Below are 16,555 nucleotides of genomic sequence, written 5' to 3' on the forward strand. Positions count from 1 at the left end.
GCACCGGGGTGAGGCGTTACTCGGAGATGACGCCCGAGTAGTTGAGGCCGAAGCCGAACTTCCAGTCGTTGCCGTCGGCGTCGACCCAGGTCTCGTAGTCCTCGCCGACGTCCTCGTTCTGGGCCTCGACGGTGTCCATGTCGACCGGGAAGCCGATGGGGAGACGGCCCTGGGGCTCGTGCTCACCGGCGGCCACCGTGAGGGTCGCGAGGTCGCTCACGCCGAAGCCGACGAGAACCGCGTTGGAGGCCTCCTCGAACTCGGCGGGAACCACCGGGTTGTTGGCCTTGACCACGGTCACGACGGGGATGTCGCCGCCGGCGGCCTCGACGGCCTCCGTCGCGCGGTTGAACGCGTCAATGTCGGCCTCGTTCGAGATGCGCGAGGTGTTGCCGAAGTACGAGCGGTTCTCCTTGGAGCCGTCCTCGAGGGTGTCTCCACCGATGGACTCGGTGCGGACGTTGTCACCGTCGGCGGTGTACTCCGCCCACTGCAGCGAGAACGGGTACCACTCGCCGGTCTCGGCATCCTGACCAGCAGCGGTGAAGGGCTCGCCGTTGTTGGGGGAACGCAGGCCTACGAGGACCAGGTCGACGTCGGTGAGGTCGGGCGCCGTCATCGAGGTGACCTTGCCATCCTTGTCGTACTCGACGGTGTCGGTGACGACCGTGCCGAACAGCTCCTGGGCGGACTCGACCGAGAGGGTCGCGCCCTCCGTGTAGGTGGCGTCGCCGAAGAGGCCGGCGTGGCCGGTGTCGTAGGTGTGAGGGATGTAGACCGTCTTGTCGGACCAGTCGGCGTCGGCCGAGATGGTGCCGTCGTTCTTCACCATGACCACGGAGTCCAGCTGGGCGTCGAAGCCGGCCTGGACGGCCTCCTCCGAGCCGACGGTCTCCAGCGCCTCGTCGAGGTCGACGAACGGGCTGTCGAAGAGCCCGGGTGCGAAGTACGCGGTGAGGATGCGGGTGCCGGAGTCGCGCCAGCGGGTGTCGGCGTCGACGTCGATCTCGCCGGCCTCGTAGCGCTCGGTCCACAGGTCGTAGGCCTCGAGGATGAGGGTGGCGTCGTTGACGCCGCCGAACATGTCGACGCCGTTGGCGAGGACGCGGTAGTAGCGCTCGACGGGCTCGATGTCCTCGGCGCCCCAACCGGTGGCGATGAAGGCACCCTCGTCGCCCTGAGCGCTCATGACGCCCCAGTCGGTGACGATGGCGCCGGTGAAGCCGATGTCCTCGCGGATGTAGTTGAGGGTCTCCTCGTTGTAGGCGGTGCCCACTGCCTCGTCACCGAACAGCGGGTTGCCCTCGCCGTCGAGCTGAATCGAGTAGTTGGTCATCATGCCGAGCGAGTCCGACGCCGCCTCGAAGACGGACGCGTGCTCGTCGACGTTGTCGCCGGGGAAGACGCCGTACTTACCCACCGAGGTGTGCGACTCGCGGCCGCCCTCGCCCGCGCCGTCGCCGGGCGCGTGCTTGATGGTGGTGGGCACCGAATCGAGACCGAAGCCGAGGTTGTTGCCCTCGTCGTCGTAGGTCGACTGGAAGCCGGTCACGTAGGCCGCGGCGAGCTCCGACGCCAGGTCGGCATTCTCACCGAGCGTGCCCGACACGCGCAGCCAGCGCGGCTCCGTCGCGAGGTCGATCTGGGGGCTGAGCGCGTTCGAGATACCGAGCGAGCGGTACTCCTCGGAGACGACGCGACCGAAGTCCTCCATGGTTTCCGCGTCGAACGTCGCGGCGAGGCCCAGGACCGACGGCCACAGGGACACGCCGGCGCCGGTCTCGACGTAGCTCGAGCCGGACTGCGCCTCGGAACGGGGGTCGGAGGAGAAGTTGGCGGGGATGTACGGGTTGTCCTCGGTCGCGAGGGTCTCGACATACGCCTGCATCTCGTTGACCCAGGTGACGTTTTCCTCGGTGTCGGAGCCGCCCGCGTTCAGCACGTTGCGCAGGTGGGACTCGGACAGGTAGGTCTCCTGGGGCTCGGTCAGGCCGTCGCCGGGCGACGACTCGTGCGAGCTGAAGAGCATGAGGCCCGAGATCTGCTCGGCGGAGAGGTCGGCCGACAGGTCGGCGGCGCGCTCGGTCGCCTCGAGGCGCCAGTCCTCAAACGCGTCGAGTTCGCCGTTGGCGTTCATGTCCTTGAAGGCGAGGGTCTGGCCATCGACTTCCTCCTCAAGCAGCGTCATGCCGCCGTCCTTGGAGTACGACAGCTGGGCGCCACCGTCGGGGTTCGTGACGATGGTGAACTCGGTGGTGCCGTCGGTGACGTCACGCGTGGTGTAGTCGCCGGTCGCCTCGGCGGTCTCGCTGGCGCTGGTCTCGGGTGCCGGGTCCTCAGAATCGCCCGAGCAGCCCGCGACCGCGAGCGCGAAGATGCCAAAGAACGCAGTGGAGCGTGCGATACGTGATGCCCTCATCAGAGCGTCACCTCCTGGGTGTGGATCATGCTGCTTCTCCTCCTTGAGTCGCTGGCGCTGCCCTCAGCCGGGCACCGCAGATCGGACGTCGTCAGGCCCGCACCGCGCGAGCCCCGCATCCCTGGCCGCCGCGTCCCGGGGGCGTCAGTGCCGAGGTGACCTCGATGTGACCTGACGCAGCAGAAAAGGATGTGTCACGAGTGAAACAAGGCGGATGTGTGCCCGTGATCTCGCGGACACAACCTGTCGGTGAGGGCGCACGATCTGTCGTCGGCGTGACCCGAGCGTGACCCGTCGTGACCGTTCCGTGACCTACCAGCGGTCAGCAAAACGTTTCGATAGCAGGGGCGATGCGTCAGGCGCGACGCACGCGCAGATCGCCGGCAAGCACCTCGCGCTCGCCGTCGCGGGTCACCACGAGCAGCGCGCCGGAGGCCGACAGGCCCGTGACGCGGCCGGCCACGGACTCGCCTCCCGGCTGCTCCACGGTGATGTCCCAGCCGATCGACGCGCACACTCCCTCGACGGCGTCGTGGACCCGCGGCAGGTCGGCGTCGAGTTCCCACATGGCCACCGCATCGGTCAGGTGGGCAGTGAGCGAGCGCATGAGCGCCACGCGGTCGAGCGAGGCGGCGCCGAGCGTCGACAGCGACGCGGCGTGCGGCACGGGAAGCTCGCCCGCGGACTGCGACACGTTGATGCCGATGCCGGCCACCACGGCCGGCCCCGCCTCGGACTGCACCGAGCCCGGCACCACCTCGCACAGGATCCCCACCACCTTGCGCCAGCGTCCCCAACCGGGAATCTCCTTGGCTCCGGCCTCGACCACCACGTCGTTGGGCCACTTGAGGTACGCGCCCACCCCGGCGTCGCGCAGCGCCCGCACCGTCGCGAGGCCCACGACGAGCGGGGCCCAGCCGAGAGCATCGGCCGCGACCGAGGGACGCAGCAGAAAGGACACGGTGAGGGCGGCCCCCTGGGGCGTCGCCCACGAGCGCCCGGCGCGGCCGCGGCCGGCGGTCTGGTGGTCGGCCAGCAGCGCCGACATCCCCGGCCACTCGTCGGGGGCGGCGGAGGTCGCGGCGAGCAGCGCCGTGTTGGTCGAGGGCGAGGCCGCCACGACGTCGAGCCGACCCAGTTGGCGGGACGGCCCCACCACGCCGGCCAGGGCATCGGCCGTGAGGGGCGCGCGCGAGGCGGCAACGGCTGAGGGCGACTCGGGGTTCACGCGGCTAGGCTATCCGTCAGCCAAGTCAAGGGAGAACCGTGTCCGAACCCCGTCCGACCGCGACCACCGCGGGCGCCCTCGAGGCCCTGCGCGGCAAGATCAATGAGGCCGTCGCGAGCCACGAGGCCGTCGCCGCCGAGAAGCAGCACGCGCGCGGCAAGAAGACGGCCCGCGAGCGCATCGACCAGTTGCTCGATGAGGGAAGCTTCGTCGAGATGGACGCCCTCGCGCGCCACCGCAGCCGCAACTTCGGCCTCGACAAGAACCGCCCCTACGGCGACGGCGTCGTCACGGGCTACGGCACCATCGACGGCCGCCAGGTGGCGGTCTTCAGCCAGGACTTCACCGTGTTCGGCGGTTCGCTGGGCGAGGTGCACGGGCAGAAGATCACCAAGGTGCAGGACTTTGCGCTGCGCACCGGCGTACCCCTCATTGGCATCTCCGACGGCGGCGGTGCGCGCATCCAGGAGGGCGTCGCGGCGCTCACCCAGTTCGCGGAGATGTTCCGCCGCAACGTGGCGGCCTCGGGAGTGATCCCGCAGATCTCGCTCATCCTCGGCCCGAGCGCGGGCGGCGCCGTCTACTCCCCCGCCCTGACCGACTTCATCGTGATGGCCGACGGCACCAGCCAGATGTTCATCACCGGCCCCGACGTCATCAAGTCGGTCACCGGCGAGGAGGTCACGTTCGAGGACCTGGGTGGCGGCCACGCGCACAACGCCAAGTCCGGCGTGGCGCACTACCTGGCCGAGGACGAGGACGACGCGATCGAGTACGTCCAGCACCTCATCCAGTACCTGCCGCAGAACAACCTCACCGACGCCCCCACGTGGGAGGCCGAGGCCGACCTCGAGCTGACGGACGAGGACCTGGCGCTCGACGGCATCGTCCCCGACTCCCCGAACCAGCCCTACGACATGAAGACGGTCGTGGAGACGGTGCTCGACGACGGCGAGCTGTTCGAGATTCAGCCGCTGTTCGCCCCCAACGTCCTCACGGGCTTCGGCCACCTCGAGGGCCAGTCGGTGGGCATCGTCGCCAACCAGCCGCAGTCGATGGCGGGAACGCTCGACATCAACGCGTCCGAGAAGGCCGCGCGGTTCGTGCGCACCTGCGACGCGTTCAACATCCCCGTCCTCACCTTCGTCGACGTCCCCGGCTTCCTGCCCGGCGTCGACCAGGAGCACCAGGGCATCATCCGCCGCGGCGCGAAGCTGATCTACGCGTACGCCGAGGCGACGGTGCCGCTCATCACCGTCATCACCCGCAAGGCCTACGGCGGCGCGTACATCGTGATGGCCTCGAAACAGCTGGGCGCCGACGTCAACCTCGCCTGGCCCACCGCGCAGATCGCCGTCATGGGCTCCGGCGGCGCCGTCAACATCTTGCAGCGCCGCGCGCTCGCGAAGGTGGCCGAGGAGGGCGGCGACGTCGAGGCCGAGCGCGCCCGCCTCACCGCGGAATACGAGGACGAGATCGTCAACCCCTACGACGCCGCGGACCGCGGCTACGTGGACGCCGTCATCGAGCCCCACGAGACCCGCGAGCAGATCACGCGCGCGCTGCGCGCGCTGCGCACCAAGCGCGCCTCGATGCCCCCCAAGAAGCACGGAAACATCCCGCTGTGAGCGGCGCCGACGAGGTGGCGGAGGCGGCAGCGGGCCTGCGCGTGGTCCGCGGGACGCCCGATGCCGAGGAGCTAGCCGCGCTCGTGGCCGGCATGGTCGCCGTCGCGGCGGCCGGCGAGCCGGACGAGGCGCCCGGCTCTCCCACGTCCGCGTGGATGGACCGCACCCGCACCCTTCGCGGCTCGCACCGCGACCTGCCCCTGGGCCGTGGCGACACGGCGTGGAGGCACTCGCTGCGGTGAGGGCGGCTCGCGGAGTTCTCGGCGTGGGTGCGGCCCTGGGGGCGGCGCTCGCGGCGCCGCAGGTTTTTGCGCGCGTGAGTGCCGTGGGGGCGCTGCACCCCGCGGCCTCGGGTGACTTTCGGGCGGCCGATGCCGCACTCGTGCTGGGTGCGCGGGTGTGGGAGGACGGGCGGCCCAGCCTGTTCCTGCGCCAGCGCGTCGAGGCGGGGGTCGCCCTCTACGAGCGGGGCCTGGTGCCGCGGCTCGTGATGACGGGGGCCGGCCACAACCGCGAGGGCCTCGACGAGACGGAGGCGATGGAGCGCACTGCCCGCGAGCTGGGCGTTCCTTCCGCGGACATCGTCAGGGACCCGGGCGGCCACGACACCCGCGCATCGGCCCTCAACGCCCGCGACAACCTGGGGCTGGCCAGCGTGGTGGTGTGCTCGCAGGAGTTCCACCTGCCGCGCGCCATGTGGCTGTGCAGGTCGGTGGGGCTCGAGGTCCAGGGCGCGTTTCCGCCCATCCTCGCGAAGCCCCATACGGTCCTGGGCTACGGCCGCGAGCTGCCGGCCACGTGGAAGGCCGCGCTCGAGATCGGGCGCGACGCGCTGCCCGGCAGCGACGCCGCGCCCTGATCCGCGTTTACGCCCAGGCGAGGAAGCCGAGCACGGCGACCGCGATGGACACGACCATCAGCACGAGCGCGGGCGGGAAGGGCTCGCTGTGGCGCACGTGGTCGATCACCGCGATGAGCATCGTGACGGCCAGGCCGACGGCTGCGATCGGCGCGAGGATGACGGCAATGCCGGTCAGCGGAGGCAGGATGAGACCCAGCGCGCCGACGACCTCGACGGCGCCGATGAAGCGCTCCGTGCCGAGCGAGCGGCGCTCGGGGAGCACGGACGCCCGCAGCTTCTCCTCGGACTGGACGAGCTTGCTCGAGCCGGCGGCGAGCATGACGAGGGCGAGGATCGCGGCGACGATCCAGTAGGCGACGGTCACGAAGAACTCCTTAAGTTGACGGTTCAATCATTGTCGATTCAACTTGGGAGACAGTAGTGACCTTTCGTTGAAGCGTCAAGCGGAGTATCGTGGCGCCCATGACTGTCGAGGCCACCCGCACGCTGAGCACCCAGGACGAGCTCCTGTGGCGCCGCTTTTCGGCGATGCTGACGACGGTCCCCGCCGCGCTGGACGAGCGCCTGCGCTCCCTCACCGGGCTCAACCACTTCCAGTTCACCATCCTGTCGACGCTCGACGCGCACCCCGACGGCACCCTGCAGTTGGCCGAGGTCGCCAAGGCTGCCGACTCGTCGCTGTCGCGCCTGTCGCACACGATCTCGAAGCTCGAGGCCGACGGCCTCGTGGCCCGCAAGGCGTGCGATCACGACCGCCGTGCCAACTGGGCGGTGCTGACGGACGAGGGCGTGCGCGTCGTCGGCCAGGCCCGCGAGGCCTACGACATGCTCAAGCGCGAGGCCCTCATCGACCGCGTCCCCGCCCACCTGCGCGCGGAGCTCACGGAGCTCTTCACCCAGCTGCTGCCCGGCGCCGTCGCCCAGCAGTGCTCGGCCATCGACGCGGACCTCACGGGGCGCTAAGGGTTAATCGCCACAACGTCAAATGGATCCATTTGGCTCTTTTACGGCCTTAGACGAACCAAAGGGATCCATTTGACGGGTTTAGTCGTCGTTAGCTCCCGCGTCGACGATGGTCTGCATGATCGACGCCAGCTGGGCGATCTGCTCGTCGCTCAGCACGTCGAGGTGCGTCACGAAGCCGCGCTCGGCCTCCTGGACGGCCTCGTTGACGAGCTCCACCCCCGCGACGGTGAGCGACAGCAGCCGCACGCGCCCGTCCTCGGGCGAGGCGTGCCTGCACACCCAGCCGCGGTCCACGACGCGCTGCACCACTCCCGAGGCGATGTTGGGCTTCACTCCCAGCGCCTCGGCGGCCTCCGCGGTCGGCACACCCTCGCTGCCGTGGAGGAACACGAGCAGGTGGAACTGCGCGGGCGTCAGCCCCTCGTCCACCATCGTGCGCGAGTGGTGACGCATCGAGTCGCGCATGATGCGGTGCTGCAAGCGCAGGATCTCCGCGATCGCGTCGTCGCGAGCCATGGTGCTCCTTGGGTGTTGCCGGGTCGCCGACCCGGCCACGGCATCGGCCAATAATTCGCGTCACGCGAACTTGATTGTTCGCCTGACGTGAATTATTGTAGCCGATATCCCGCCGACGGGATCATCCCCTTCACCCGTTCTCAGGAGACGACTGTGTCTACGTCAACCGACGCGACGCACGCGAACCTCGAGGAGGCCCTCGCCGAGGGCATCTCGGAGTCCACGTACCGACGCCGCTGGGCGATTCTCGCCACCCTCTGCCTCGGCCTCATGACCGCGATGATCGCGAACATGAGCCTCAACCTGGCGCTGCCGGAGCTCGCTGTCGAGTTCTCGATGACGCAGCTCCAGCTCACCTGGGTGGTCGAGGCGTTCACCCTGGTCTTCGCCGCACTGCTGTTCATCGCCGCCGCCATCGCGGACCGCTATGGACGCAAGCGCGTGATGATGGTCGGCCTCGTGATCTTCGTGCTCGCCTCCGCGTACGCCCCCTTCTTCGCGACCACCGCAGGCGAGCTCATCGCCTCGCGCGCCATCATGGGAATCGGCGGCGCGCTCGTCATGCCCACCACCCTGTCGCTCGTCAACGTGGTGTTCCCCTCGAAGGAGCGCCCCAAGGCGATCGCCATTTGGGCCGCCGTCGCCGGTGTCGGCATGATGATCGGCTCGGTGCTCACCGGCCTGCTGCTTCACTTCTTCGACTGGCACTCCGCGTTCCTGCTGGGCGCCGCGTTCGGCCTCATCGCCATCCCGCTTACCGCCCGCATCGTCCCCGAATCTGTCGACGAGAAGGCGACCCCCGTGGACTGGATCGGCGGCCTGTTCGTCACGCTCGCCCTCGCCGGCATCGTCTACACGATCATGGAGGCCCCCTCGCACGGCTGGGAGACCCTGACCGTCGTCGCCGCCGCGATCGGCGCCGCGTCGCTTGCCGCGTTCATCTGGTGGGAGAACCGCGTCGAGCACCCCATGCTCGACCTGTCGCTGTTCAAGCGCCGCCGCTTCACCCTGTCCGTCATCTCCGTGACGCTGACCTTCTTCGCGATGATCGGCGCCTTCTACTCGATGACGCAGATCTTCCAGCTCGTCATGGGGTACGACGAGCTCACGTCGGCCGTCGCGATGATTCCGCCGATGCTGCCCATGATGATCCTCGGCCCCCTGGTCCCGCGCCTCGTCGAGAAGGTCGGCACGCGCTGGACAGTGGTGCCCGGCCTCGTCGTCATCGCGGGCGGCTTCCTGCTCATGACGACGTGGCCCACCGTGCCCAGTTACTGGGACTTCCTCATCGCGATGTCGCTCGTCACGGCAGGCATGGCCCTGGTCATGACCCCGGCCACCAACATGCTGATGTCCTCCGTGCCGCGCAACCGCTCCGGCATGGGCTCGGCCATGAACGACACCACGCGTGAGCTGGGAGCCTCGCTGGGCATCGCGCTGCTGGGCTCGCTGATCGCCAACCAGTACACCGACGGGGTGGCCGATGCCGCCGCCGCCCTTCCCGCCGAGGCCGGCAACGCGGTGTCCGACTCCTTGGCAGGCGCCATGGCGGTGTCCGAGCAGATGACCGCCGCCGGCGGCGACGCCGCGAGCATGGCCGCGCAGATCGTGGACGTCGCTCAGGCCGCCTTCATGGATGCCAGCCAGCACGCGATGCTGATCTCGGCGATCATCGCCGGCGCCACCGCGGTGCTTATGCTCCTCACGCTCCCCAAGGGCGACAAGGCCCTGTCGGCGGAGCCCGGCATGAGCCTCGAGGAGACCGAGGCCGCACACCACGCCGCGGAGGCCGACGTCGCCCGCTGACCCCTCCCCCCTCCGTCAAATGGCCTCATTTGCGGCACTTCGCGCACCGCGGAGCCGCATATGGGGCCATTTGCGACAGGGGGCGAAGGGTGCACAGAAACCGACACCCCTGCAGGTATTGGTGGTAGCGTTCCCTCACTGACTCGCGTGATCGAAGGAGCCGCTCAATGGAGAGCACCACCAAGAACCGTCAGCCGCTCGACGTGCTGCGCACCCTCATCGGCCGTGCCTACGGCGACGCCGCCGTCCCCTCGGGAGACGACTTCGCCGAGGAGGTCACGGAGGGCTGGTTCAACGTCATCTACCGCCTCACCCTCGCCGACGGCCGACGCGTCATCCTCAAGATCGCCCCGCCAGCCGACGTCCCCGTCCTCACCCGCGAGGTCGGAATGATGCGCGCCGAGCTCGAGGCGATGCGCCTCGTCGCCGAGCACACCGCGGTGCCGATCCCCCGCATCGACCACGTGGACCTCACCCACGAGGTCGTCGACGCCGACCTGTTCTTCATGGAGTTCGTCGAGGGCGACAACCTCGGGTTCGCCGCCGCCGGCCTGCTCACAGCCGACGAGACCTACGAGGGGAACCGCCAGCTCGGCGCCCTCAATCGAGACATCACCTCGGTCATCGGGGATCGCTTTGGGCCGATGGTGGGGCCCGGCTTCGCCACCTGGCGCGAGGCCTTCATGGCGATGGTCGACGAGACGCTCGCCGACGGCGTGGCCGTCAGCATCGACCTTGGACACTCCCCCGAGGCGCTGCGCGCCGCCTTCACCGCCCACGCCCACACGCTCGACGAGGTGACGCAGCCACGCCTCATCGAGGTGGACCTGTGGGACAAGAACTCGATCATCAGGGACGGACGCATCGTCGCCGTGCTCGACCACGAGCGCGCCATCTGGGGAGACCCGATCATGGAGGCCGGCTTCACCGGCCTCGACATCCCCATCTTCGGCGACCCGACCGCCTTTATGGAGGGCTTCGGCGTCACGGATCTCACACCGGGCGAGCGCACGCGGCGACGCCTGTACTCGCTGTACCTGGCCCTCATCATGACCGTCGAGACTAAGTACCGCGGGCACACCACGACCGAGGTGTACGACCTGGGACGCGAGCAGATGGACCTCCTCATGGTGGCGCTCGCGGGCGAAGCACAGCCAGTGTCGTAACCCGGTGAGCACCCCCGTCCGCCCCGACCGCACTGGTGGCCCCGACCGCGCCGAAGACCTGGCGACGCGTCCGCTGGGCAGCCTGCTGTGGTGGTCCTGCTCCCAGACCACCCTGGGCGTCGGCGTCTACGGGATCTACGCGCTCACCAACGCGTGGTTCGTCTCGCGGGGCGTCGGGGAGACGGCGCTCGCGGCGGTCAACCTCGTCGCCCCACTGCTCCTCCTCCTCGGCGCCGTCTCGACGACGGTGGGCGTCGGCGCCGCTTCGCTCGTGGCGCGGCGACTCGGCGGGGGCGACCCGGCGAGCGCCGGACGGGCCGCCGGCAACGCCTTCTCGCTGTTCTGGGCCACCGCCCTCGCGACCACCGGCATCGGCCTGGCCTTCCTCGACCCCCTCCTGCGGCTCGTGGGTGCGACCGATGCCACCCTCCCCTACGCGCGCCCCTACGCCGCGGTGCTGCTCGCTGGCGCCGTGTTCTCCACCGGGTTCTCGGCCATCGTGCGCGCCGAGGGGCAGGTGGGGTACTCCACGGCCATCTGGGTCGCGGCCGTCGCGGTCCAGATCACGCTCGACCCGCTCCTGATCTACGGCCTGGACATGGGGGTCACGGGCGCCGCGCTCGGCACCGTCGGCGGCCAGGCGGTATCCGCGGCGATGGCGCTGTGGTTCTTCTTCGGCAGGCGCCGCCGCCCGTACCGCGTGGGCGCGCGCGACCTCATTCCCCAGGCGGCGACGGTCAGGGACACCGTGGCGATCGGGTCGCCGTCGCTGCTCGCGGGCATCGGCTCCACCCTGCTGGTGGCGCTCGCGAACGCCGCGCTCGCCACCGCGGGCGTCGCCGCGCTCGCCGCGTACGCGCTGGCCGAGCGGGTCCGCACGTTCGTGACCATGCCCCAGATCGGCATCACCCAGGGCGTCCAGCCCATCGTCGCCTACAACCACGGCAGGGGCCACCACGCGCGGGTGGCCCGCACGCTCACGCTGAGCCTGCGGGCCACGGTGCTGTACGGCATCGGCGCCGCGGGGCTCATCGCTGTCGCGGCGAGCCCCGTGGCCTCCCTCTTCGTGTCCGATGCCGCGGCGCATGGCGAGGCCGTCACCGCGCTGCGCATCGTCATGATCGGCGTCGCTGTTGCGGGCCTTCCGCCGCTCATCGCCGCCTCGTTCCAGTCCCGCGGCATGCCCGGGCCGTCGTATGTGATCTCGCTGGGCACGCTGCTCGTCATCAAGGTGCCGCTGGTGCTCGTGCTGGGCGGGCTCGGGCCCACGGGTGTGTGGGTGGCGCTCGCGGCGGGCGAGGTGCTCGCGGCGGCAGCCGCACTGGCGGTGCTCGCGCGGGCGCGCCGGCGCATCGGGCAGGATCGTCTCCGATGACCTCCACGACTCCAGCTTCCCGCGGCACCTACCCCAAGGGCGAGCGGCGCAGAGCCCAGATCGTGTCGGCTGCCTTCGAGGCCTTCGCCGCCGCGGGCTTCGAGGGCGCCAGCATGGCGAGCATCGCCGAGGCGTGCGGGGTGTCCCGCGCTGGCCTGGCCCACCACTTCCCGTCCAAGGACGCGCTGCTCATTGCCGTGTTGGAGGAGCGCGACCGCCTGAACGGAGAGAGGTTCTTCGCGGGCGTGCGCCGCGGCGAGGACGGCGCCGACTACCTGCGCCGGCTCCTCGCGGTGCTCGAGCACAACACCACGCAACGCGAGGTGATCGCCCTGTTCGCCAAGCTCTCGACGGAGGCCATCACCCCCGGTCACGCCGCCCACGGGTACTTCGTGGAGCGGTACTCGTGGCTGCGCGAGCACCTGGCGGCGGCGCTGGGCGACCTGGCCCGCCGAGGGTTGCTGCGCGAGGGCGCCGATGTCAGGCACCTCCCCTCCGAGCTCATCGCGCTCATGGAGGGCCTGCAGATCCAGTGGCTCGTCGAGCCGGCCGCCGTCGATATCCCCGCGCGGGTGCGGGCGCGACTGGACGAGGTCCTCGCGACCTCGATCTGGCACTGAGAGTCAAATGGATCCCTTTGGTGCGTCTAGGCCCTTAGACGCACCAAAGGGATCCATTTGACCGAGACGGTTTAGTCGGTGAACGCGACCGCGAGCGCCGCTCCCGCCTCGCGCGCCCAGCGCAGGGTCTGAGCCATCGCGGCGTCGCCGCTTCCCGCCAGGTCCGTCAGCGAGACGGCCGATGCGAAGGCATCGGTCGCGGCGTCGACCCGCCCTGCGACGAGCGCCACCGGGGGCCCGGTCGCCGCGGCGCGGCGGCGCACCTCCGACACCACCTTGCCGGCGTCCGACTGCCCGTCGTAAGCACCCTCGCCCGTGATGACGAGGTCGGCTCCGTGCAGCGCGTCGGAGAGCCCGACGGCATCGGCCACCGCCGCCGCGCCCGAGCCGAGCGCGGCGCCCCACAGCGCCAGCCCGAACCCCGTGCCGCCGGCGGCGCCGGCCCCCGGCGCCGCGCGGTCGGCGCGCGCGGCATCGCCCGCATCCGCCGCATCGGCCCACCGCGATAGCCCCGCGTCGAGGAGCGCCACCTGGTCCGGCGTCGCCCCCTTCTGAGGGCCAAAGACCGCGGCGGCACCCTCGGGTCCCGTGAGCGGGCTCGTGACGTCCGAGAGCACCCTGGCGCCGCCGAGCGGCAGCGCGCGGAGCCCGGAAAGGTCCACCGTCGCCACCTCGGCCAGCCCCCGGCCCCCGAGCACCACGGGCGCACCCGCCGCGTCGAGCAGCCGCGCGCCCAGCGCCGTGAGCGCGCCCGCTCCCCCGTCGGTGGAGCACGACGACCCGATGGCGAGCAGCAGCGAGTGCACGCCGGCGTCGAGCGCGGCGGCGATCGCCTGGCCAAAACCCAGGGTGTGCGCGTCGAGCGGCACCAGCTCGCCGATGAGCGTGATTCCCGACGTCGACGCGAGTTCCACGACGCCCACGGAACCCTCGGTGCCGGGAAGTTCGAGCCAGGAGGCGTCCACGTCGCGGCCGTCGGGGCCCGTGACTGTCACGGGGTGGCGCACCGCGCCGGGCGTGGCCGCGAGCGCGTCGAGGGTGCCTTCCCCTCCGTCGGCCATGGGAAGCGTCACGATGTCACCGCCGGGACGCACGTCGTGCCAGCCGTCGGCGATGGCGCGCGCCACGTCGGCGGCGTCGGCCGTGCCCTTGAACGAGTCCGGGGCGACGACGACCCTCATGCTTCCGTGTCCACCAGCGCGTAGCCGAACGTGTCGAGGGCCACCTCGGTGACGCGCTCCCCCGTCAGCAGGTGGCGGCCGGCAACCGGCACCACCGCGGGCTCGTCGCCGTGGTTGATGACGGTCACCACCGAGCCGCGACGGGCGGCCTCGACGGTCGCGGGAAGCCCCTCCAGCACCGGCGCGACCCCGGCGCGCTCGAGCGCCCAGCCCGCCAGGGCATCGGCCCCCGCCGCGTCGGGAACCGTCGCGAGGTACCAGCCCACGCCCGTGCCGTGGGAGTGCTCCGTCAGCGCGGGGTCGCCGTCGCGGCGCCCGCCGCCAAACTCCGCGACCGGGGTGGCGCCGCGCAGCACCACCTCCTCCGCGAGCAGCGTGCCGGTCACCGTTCCGAAGGGGCCGGTGAGCGCTGCCTCCGACTGGCCCGCCCCGCCGGGCCTGGCGAGCGCGCCGAAGTCCTCGATGGTGACCCCGAGAGCCGACCCGAGGCGCGTGAGGAAGCCGCCGTCGAGGAAGGCGTCACGCTCGTCGACCACGTCAGTGAAGGGCCCGGCGAGCAGGTGCCCGCCGTCCGCGACAAACGCCGTCAGCGCCGCGGCGCCCTCGGGCCGCAGCAGGTACAGCGCCGGGGCGAGCACCAGGTCGTAGGCCGATGCCGTCACCCGCTCGGGCGGCACGATGTCCACCATCACGTGGCGGCGGTGCAGCGCGCGATACCAGCGCTGCAGCACAGCCACGTAGTCGAGCACGTTCGACGGGTGGTCGGGGCTCTCCACCGCCCACCAACTCTCCCAGTCCATGACCAGGGCGACCCTGGCATCGGCCGTCCCCGCGGGGAGCTCGGGAAGCGACGCCAACTGCGCCCCCAGCTCCTTCACTTCGCGCCAGATCCGGGTGTCGGTGCCCGCGTGGGGAAGCATCGCGGCGTGGAACTTCTCGGCCCCCGCGCGCGACTGCCGCCACTGGAAGAACAGGATGCCGTCGGCGCCGCGGCCGATGCACTGGACGGACAGCGCGGCCATCTGGCCCGGCGCCTTGGGCGCGTTGGTGGGCCGCCAGTTGAGGGCGCCCGTCACCTGCTCCATCAGCATCCACGGCACCTCGGGCTTCATGGACCGGATGAGGTCGCGCTGGAAGGCGGCGTCGCGGAACGACTCCGGCTCGTCGGGGTCGGGGTAGGCGTCGTCGGTGACGACGTCCATGTGCTGAGCCCACTGCGGATAGTTGGCGGGCTTGAACGGGCCCATGAAGTTGGTGGTGATGGGCTGCGTCGCCCCCGCGGCGAGGATGATCTCCCTCTCCATGAGGTAGCACTCGAGCAACATGTCGGAGGTGAAGCGGCGGAAGTCCAGCAGCTGGCCGGGGTTGTGGCTGTACGGGGCCGCGGCCGGGGTCCGCACCTGTTCAAAGCTGCTGTAGCGCTGCGACCAGAAGGCTGTTCCCCACGCCTCGTTGAGCGCGTCGATGCTGCCGTAGCGGTCCTCGAGCCAGGCCCGGAAGGCCTCCTGCGCGGCCTGCGAGTGGTCCTCGTGGAGGTGGCAGCCGTACTCGTTGTTGACGTGCCACATGACGACGCCGGGGTGGTCCACATAGCGCTCGGCGAGGGCCCTCACCAGGTCCGCGGCGAGGCGCCGGTAGACGGGCGAGCTGGGAGCGTAGTGCTGGCGGCTGCCGGGGCCGAGCGTGACGCCGTCGGCCGTCACCGGAAGGATCTCGGGATACGTCTCGTGCATCCACGGCGGCGGCGAGGCGGTAGCGGTCGCGAGGTCCACGGCGATGCCACCCTCGTGCAGCAGGTCAATCACCCTGTCCAGCCACGCGAAGTCGAACTCGCCCTCCGCGGGCTGGAGTCGGCTCCACGAGAAGATGCCGAGGCTGACCATCGTCACGCCTGCCTCGCGCATGCGCGCGATGTCATCGACCCACACCTCCTCGGGCCACTGCTCGGGGTTGTAGTCGCCTCCGTAGTGCATGCGCTGTCCTTGTCTCTGGGGTGGGGGTTCCAGCCTGGCCTAGCGCCACCGCGACACGCCAGTGCGGGCGGCCGATGCGGTGGCCGGCCGGGCGCGGTCGGTCTTGTCGGGCTTCGGCCGCGCTCGGCGTCGCCGCCGGGCGGCGGCTACCCGAGCCGCTCGGGCTCGCCCTTGCGGGGTCGGGCGGGGATCGCGACGATCGCGAGCGCCGCGCAACCGAGGGCGGGGACGATGAGGGGCGTGAGCATCCAGGTCACGACTCCGACGAAGCCGGCGGTGCACGCCAGGTAGGCGGCGCCGCCGAGGTCGCCGCGCAGCTGCGAGACGCCGCGCGCGACGGCGTTGCGCCAGCCGGCATCGGCGTCCCACTGTCCCGCGGCCGCCATGAACAGCACGGCGAGCGCGGCGAGGCCCACCCACCCGACGACGGCGATGGCTCCGCCGCCGGGCAGGAGGCCCGTTCCCGCGAGCTGGATGTCGACGACCAGGATGGTCGCGATCACCGCCGTCACGAGCCCGATGCCCGCGCCGCCGATCGCACCCTGCCTCACGTCAATCCAATACCGCGACCACGGAGACGCCTCACCGCGCAGGTAGCGCGTGAGGTGGCGGGTGCCGGCCGCCAACGCCGCGGGTGCGGTGAGGATCGGCAGCGCTGCGAGCGCCACCATGACGCCGGTGAGCAGCACCTCACCCCACAGGGCGAAGCCCGTATGTGCACCTGGCCAGGCGTGCGGGACCCACCCGGGGCGGGTGGGTCCCGTGCCGTCGAGCTCGGCGCGGGCGGCCGCGCGGCGCTGCCTCCTGGTGGTCAT

15 protein-coding genes are annotated in these 16,555 nt (G+C 70.9%); 8 read left to right on the top strand and 7 right to left on the bottom strand.

Annotation, left to right across the window (positions count from 1 at the left end; genetic code table 11):
- Nucleotides 1–16 precede the first annotated feature (16 nt).
- Together B7K26_RS13200 and B7K26_RS09035 are read right to left on the bottom strand one after the other, a co-directional pair.
- Entirely contained in the window at nt 17–2,419 is a 2,403-nt protein-coding gene (locus tag B7K26_RS13200; protein WP_084078852.1) for a glycoside hydrolase family 3 N-terminal domain-containing protein, read from the bottom strand.
- A 355-nt stretch (nt 2,420–2,774) separates the two neighbouring features.
- A complete protein-coding gene (locus B7K26_RS09035) occupies nt 2,775–3,647 on the bottom strand; it encodes a biotin--[acetyl-CoA-carboxylase] ligase (RefSeq protein ID WP_084078854.1) in 873 nt (290 codons plus the stop codon).
- Between the two features lie 38 nt (nt 3,648–3,685).
- On the opposite strand from B7K26_RS09035, the gene B7K26_RS09040 reads away from it, so the two are divergent.
- Genes B7K26_RS09040 through B7K26_RS09050 form a run of 3 tightly spaced genes read left to right on the top strand, consistent with a single transcriptional unit; the run spans nt 3,686 to nt 6,134 of the window.
- Nucleotides 3,686–5,275 carry an acyl-CoA carboxylase subunit beta gene (locus tag B7K26_RS09040; protein WP_084078856.1) on the top strand — a complete coding sequence of 530 codons (1,590 nt, stop codon included), beginning with the start codon at nt 3,686–3,688 and terminating at the stop codon, nt 5,273–5,275.
- Nucleotides 5,272–5,517, top strand: a complete 246-nt coding sequence (locus B7K26_RS09045) for an acyl-CoA carboxylase epsilon subunit (RefSeq protein WP_084078858.1) — start codon at nt 5,272–5,274, stop codon at nt 5,515–5,517. The genes B7K26_RS09040 and B7K26_RS09045 overlap by 4 nt, the downstream gene beginning before the upstream one ends.
- Entirely contained in the window at nt 5,496–6,134 is a 639-nt protein-coding gene (locus B7K26_RS09050; protein WP_159449655.1) for a vancomycin high temperature exclusion protein, read from the top strand. The genes B7K26_RS09045 and B7K26_RS09050 overlap by 22 nt, the downstream gene beginning before the upstream one ends.
- Before the next feature lie 7 nt (nt 6,135–6,141).
- Here the strand turns inward: B7K26_RS09050 and B7K26_RS09055 are convergent, their stop codons facing one another.
- Nucleotides 6,142–6,501, bottom strand: coding sequence for a DoxX family protein (locus B7K26_RS09055; RefSeq protein WP_084078862.1), 360 nt, complete (start codon nt 6,499–6,501; stop codon nt 6,142–6,144).
- Nucleotides 6,502–6,599: 98 nt separating this feature from the next.
- Between B7K26_RS09055 and B7K26_RS13205 the strand changes: the two genes are divergently transcribed.
- Nucleotides 6,600–7,100: a MarR family winged helix-turn-helix transcriptional regulator gene (locus tag B7K26_RS13205; protein ID WP_084078864.1), complete on the top strand. Its 501-nt coding sequence runs from the start codon at nt 6,600–6,602 to the stop codon at nt 7,098–7,100.
- An 81-nt stretch (nt 7,101–7,181) separates the two neighbouring features.
- Here B7K26_RS13205 and B7K26_RS09065 read toward each other — a convergent pair whose 3' ends face one another.
- Nucleotides 7,182–7,619, bottom strand: a complete 438-nt coding sequence (locus B7K26_RS09065) for a MarR family winged helix-turn-helix transcriptional regulator (RefSeq protein WP_084078866.1) — start codon at nt 7,617–7,619, stop codon at nt 7,182–7,184.
- Nucleotides 7,620–7,772: 153 nt separating this feature from the next.
- Here B7K26_RS09065 and B7K26_RS09070 point away from each other — a divergent pair, with 153 nt between their 5' ends.
- The 4 genes from B7K26_RS09070 (at nt 7,773) to B7K26_RS09085 (ending at nt 12,586) form a co-directional block, all read left to right on the top strand.
- Nucleotides 7,773–9,425 carry an MFS transporter gene (locus B7K26_RS09070; RefSeq protein ID WP_084078868.1) on the top strand — a complete coding sequence of 551 codons (1,653 nt, stop codon included), beginning with the start codon at nt 7,773–7,775 and terminating at the stop codon, nt 9,423–9,425.
- 167 nt (nt 9,426–9,592) lie between these two features.
- The gene (locus tag B7K26_RS09075; protein ID WP_084078870.1) at nt 9,593–10,591 is read left to right on the top strand and encodes a phosphotransferase family protein; all 999 of its coding nucleotides are present in this window, start codon (nt 9,593–9,595) and stop codon (nt 10,589–10,591) included.
- Between the two features lie 4 nt (nt 10,592–10,595).
- Nucleotides 10,596–11,966 carry an MATE family efflux transporter gene (locus B7K26_RS09080; RefSeq protein WP_200811067.1) on the top strand — a complete coding sequence of 457 codons (1,371 nt, stop codon included), beginning with the start codon at nt 10,596–10,598 and terminating at the stop codon, nt 11,964–11,966.
- Entirely contained in the window at nt 11,963–12,586 is a 624-nt protein-coding gene (locus B7K26_RS09085) for a TetR/AcrR family transcriptional regulator (protein WP_084078872.1), read from the top strand. Before B7K26_RS09080 ends, B7K26_RS09085 begins: the two co-directional genes overlap by 4 nt.
- Before the next feature lie 71 nt (nt 12,587–12,657).
- Here the strand turns inward: B7K26_RS09085 and B7K26_RS09090 are convergent, their stop codons facing one another.
- The 3 genes from B7K26_RS09090 to B7K26_RS09100 form a co-directional block, all read right to left on the bottom strand.
- On the bottom strand, nt 12,658–13,767 hold the full coding sequence (locus B7K26_RS09090) for a glycerate kinase (protein WP_084078874.1): 1,110 nt from the start codon (nt 13,765–13,767) through the stop codon (nt 12,658–12,660).
- Nucleotides 13,764–15,740 (bottom strand): beta-galactosidase, encoded by a 1,977-nt coding sequence (locus B7K26_RS09095; protein ID WP_084078876.1) that lies wholly within the window; start codon nt 15,738–15,740, stop codon nt 13,764–13,766. Before B7K26_RS09095 ends, B7K26_RS09090 begins: the two co-directional genes overlap by 4 nt.
- Nucleotides 15,741–15,886: 146 nt before the next feature.
- Nucleotides 15,887–16,555 carry a DUF624 domain-containing protein gene (locus B7K26_RS09100; RefSeq protein WP_084078878.1) on the bottom strand — a complete coding sequence of 223 codons (669 nt, stop codon included), beginning with the start codon at nt 16,553–16,555 and terminating at the stop codon, nt 15,887–15,889.

Origin of the sequence: Demequina sp. NBRC 110057, assembly GCF_002090175.1 — a bacterium.
GTDB lineage: Bacteria > Actinomycetota > Actinomycetes > Actinomycetales > Demequinaceae > Demequina.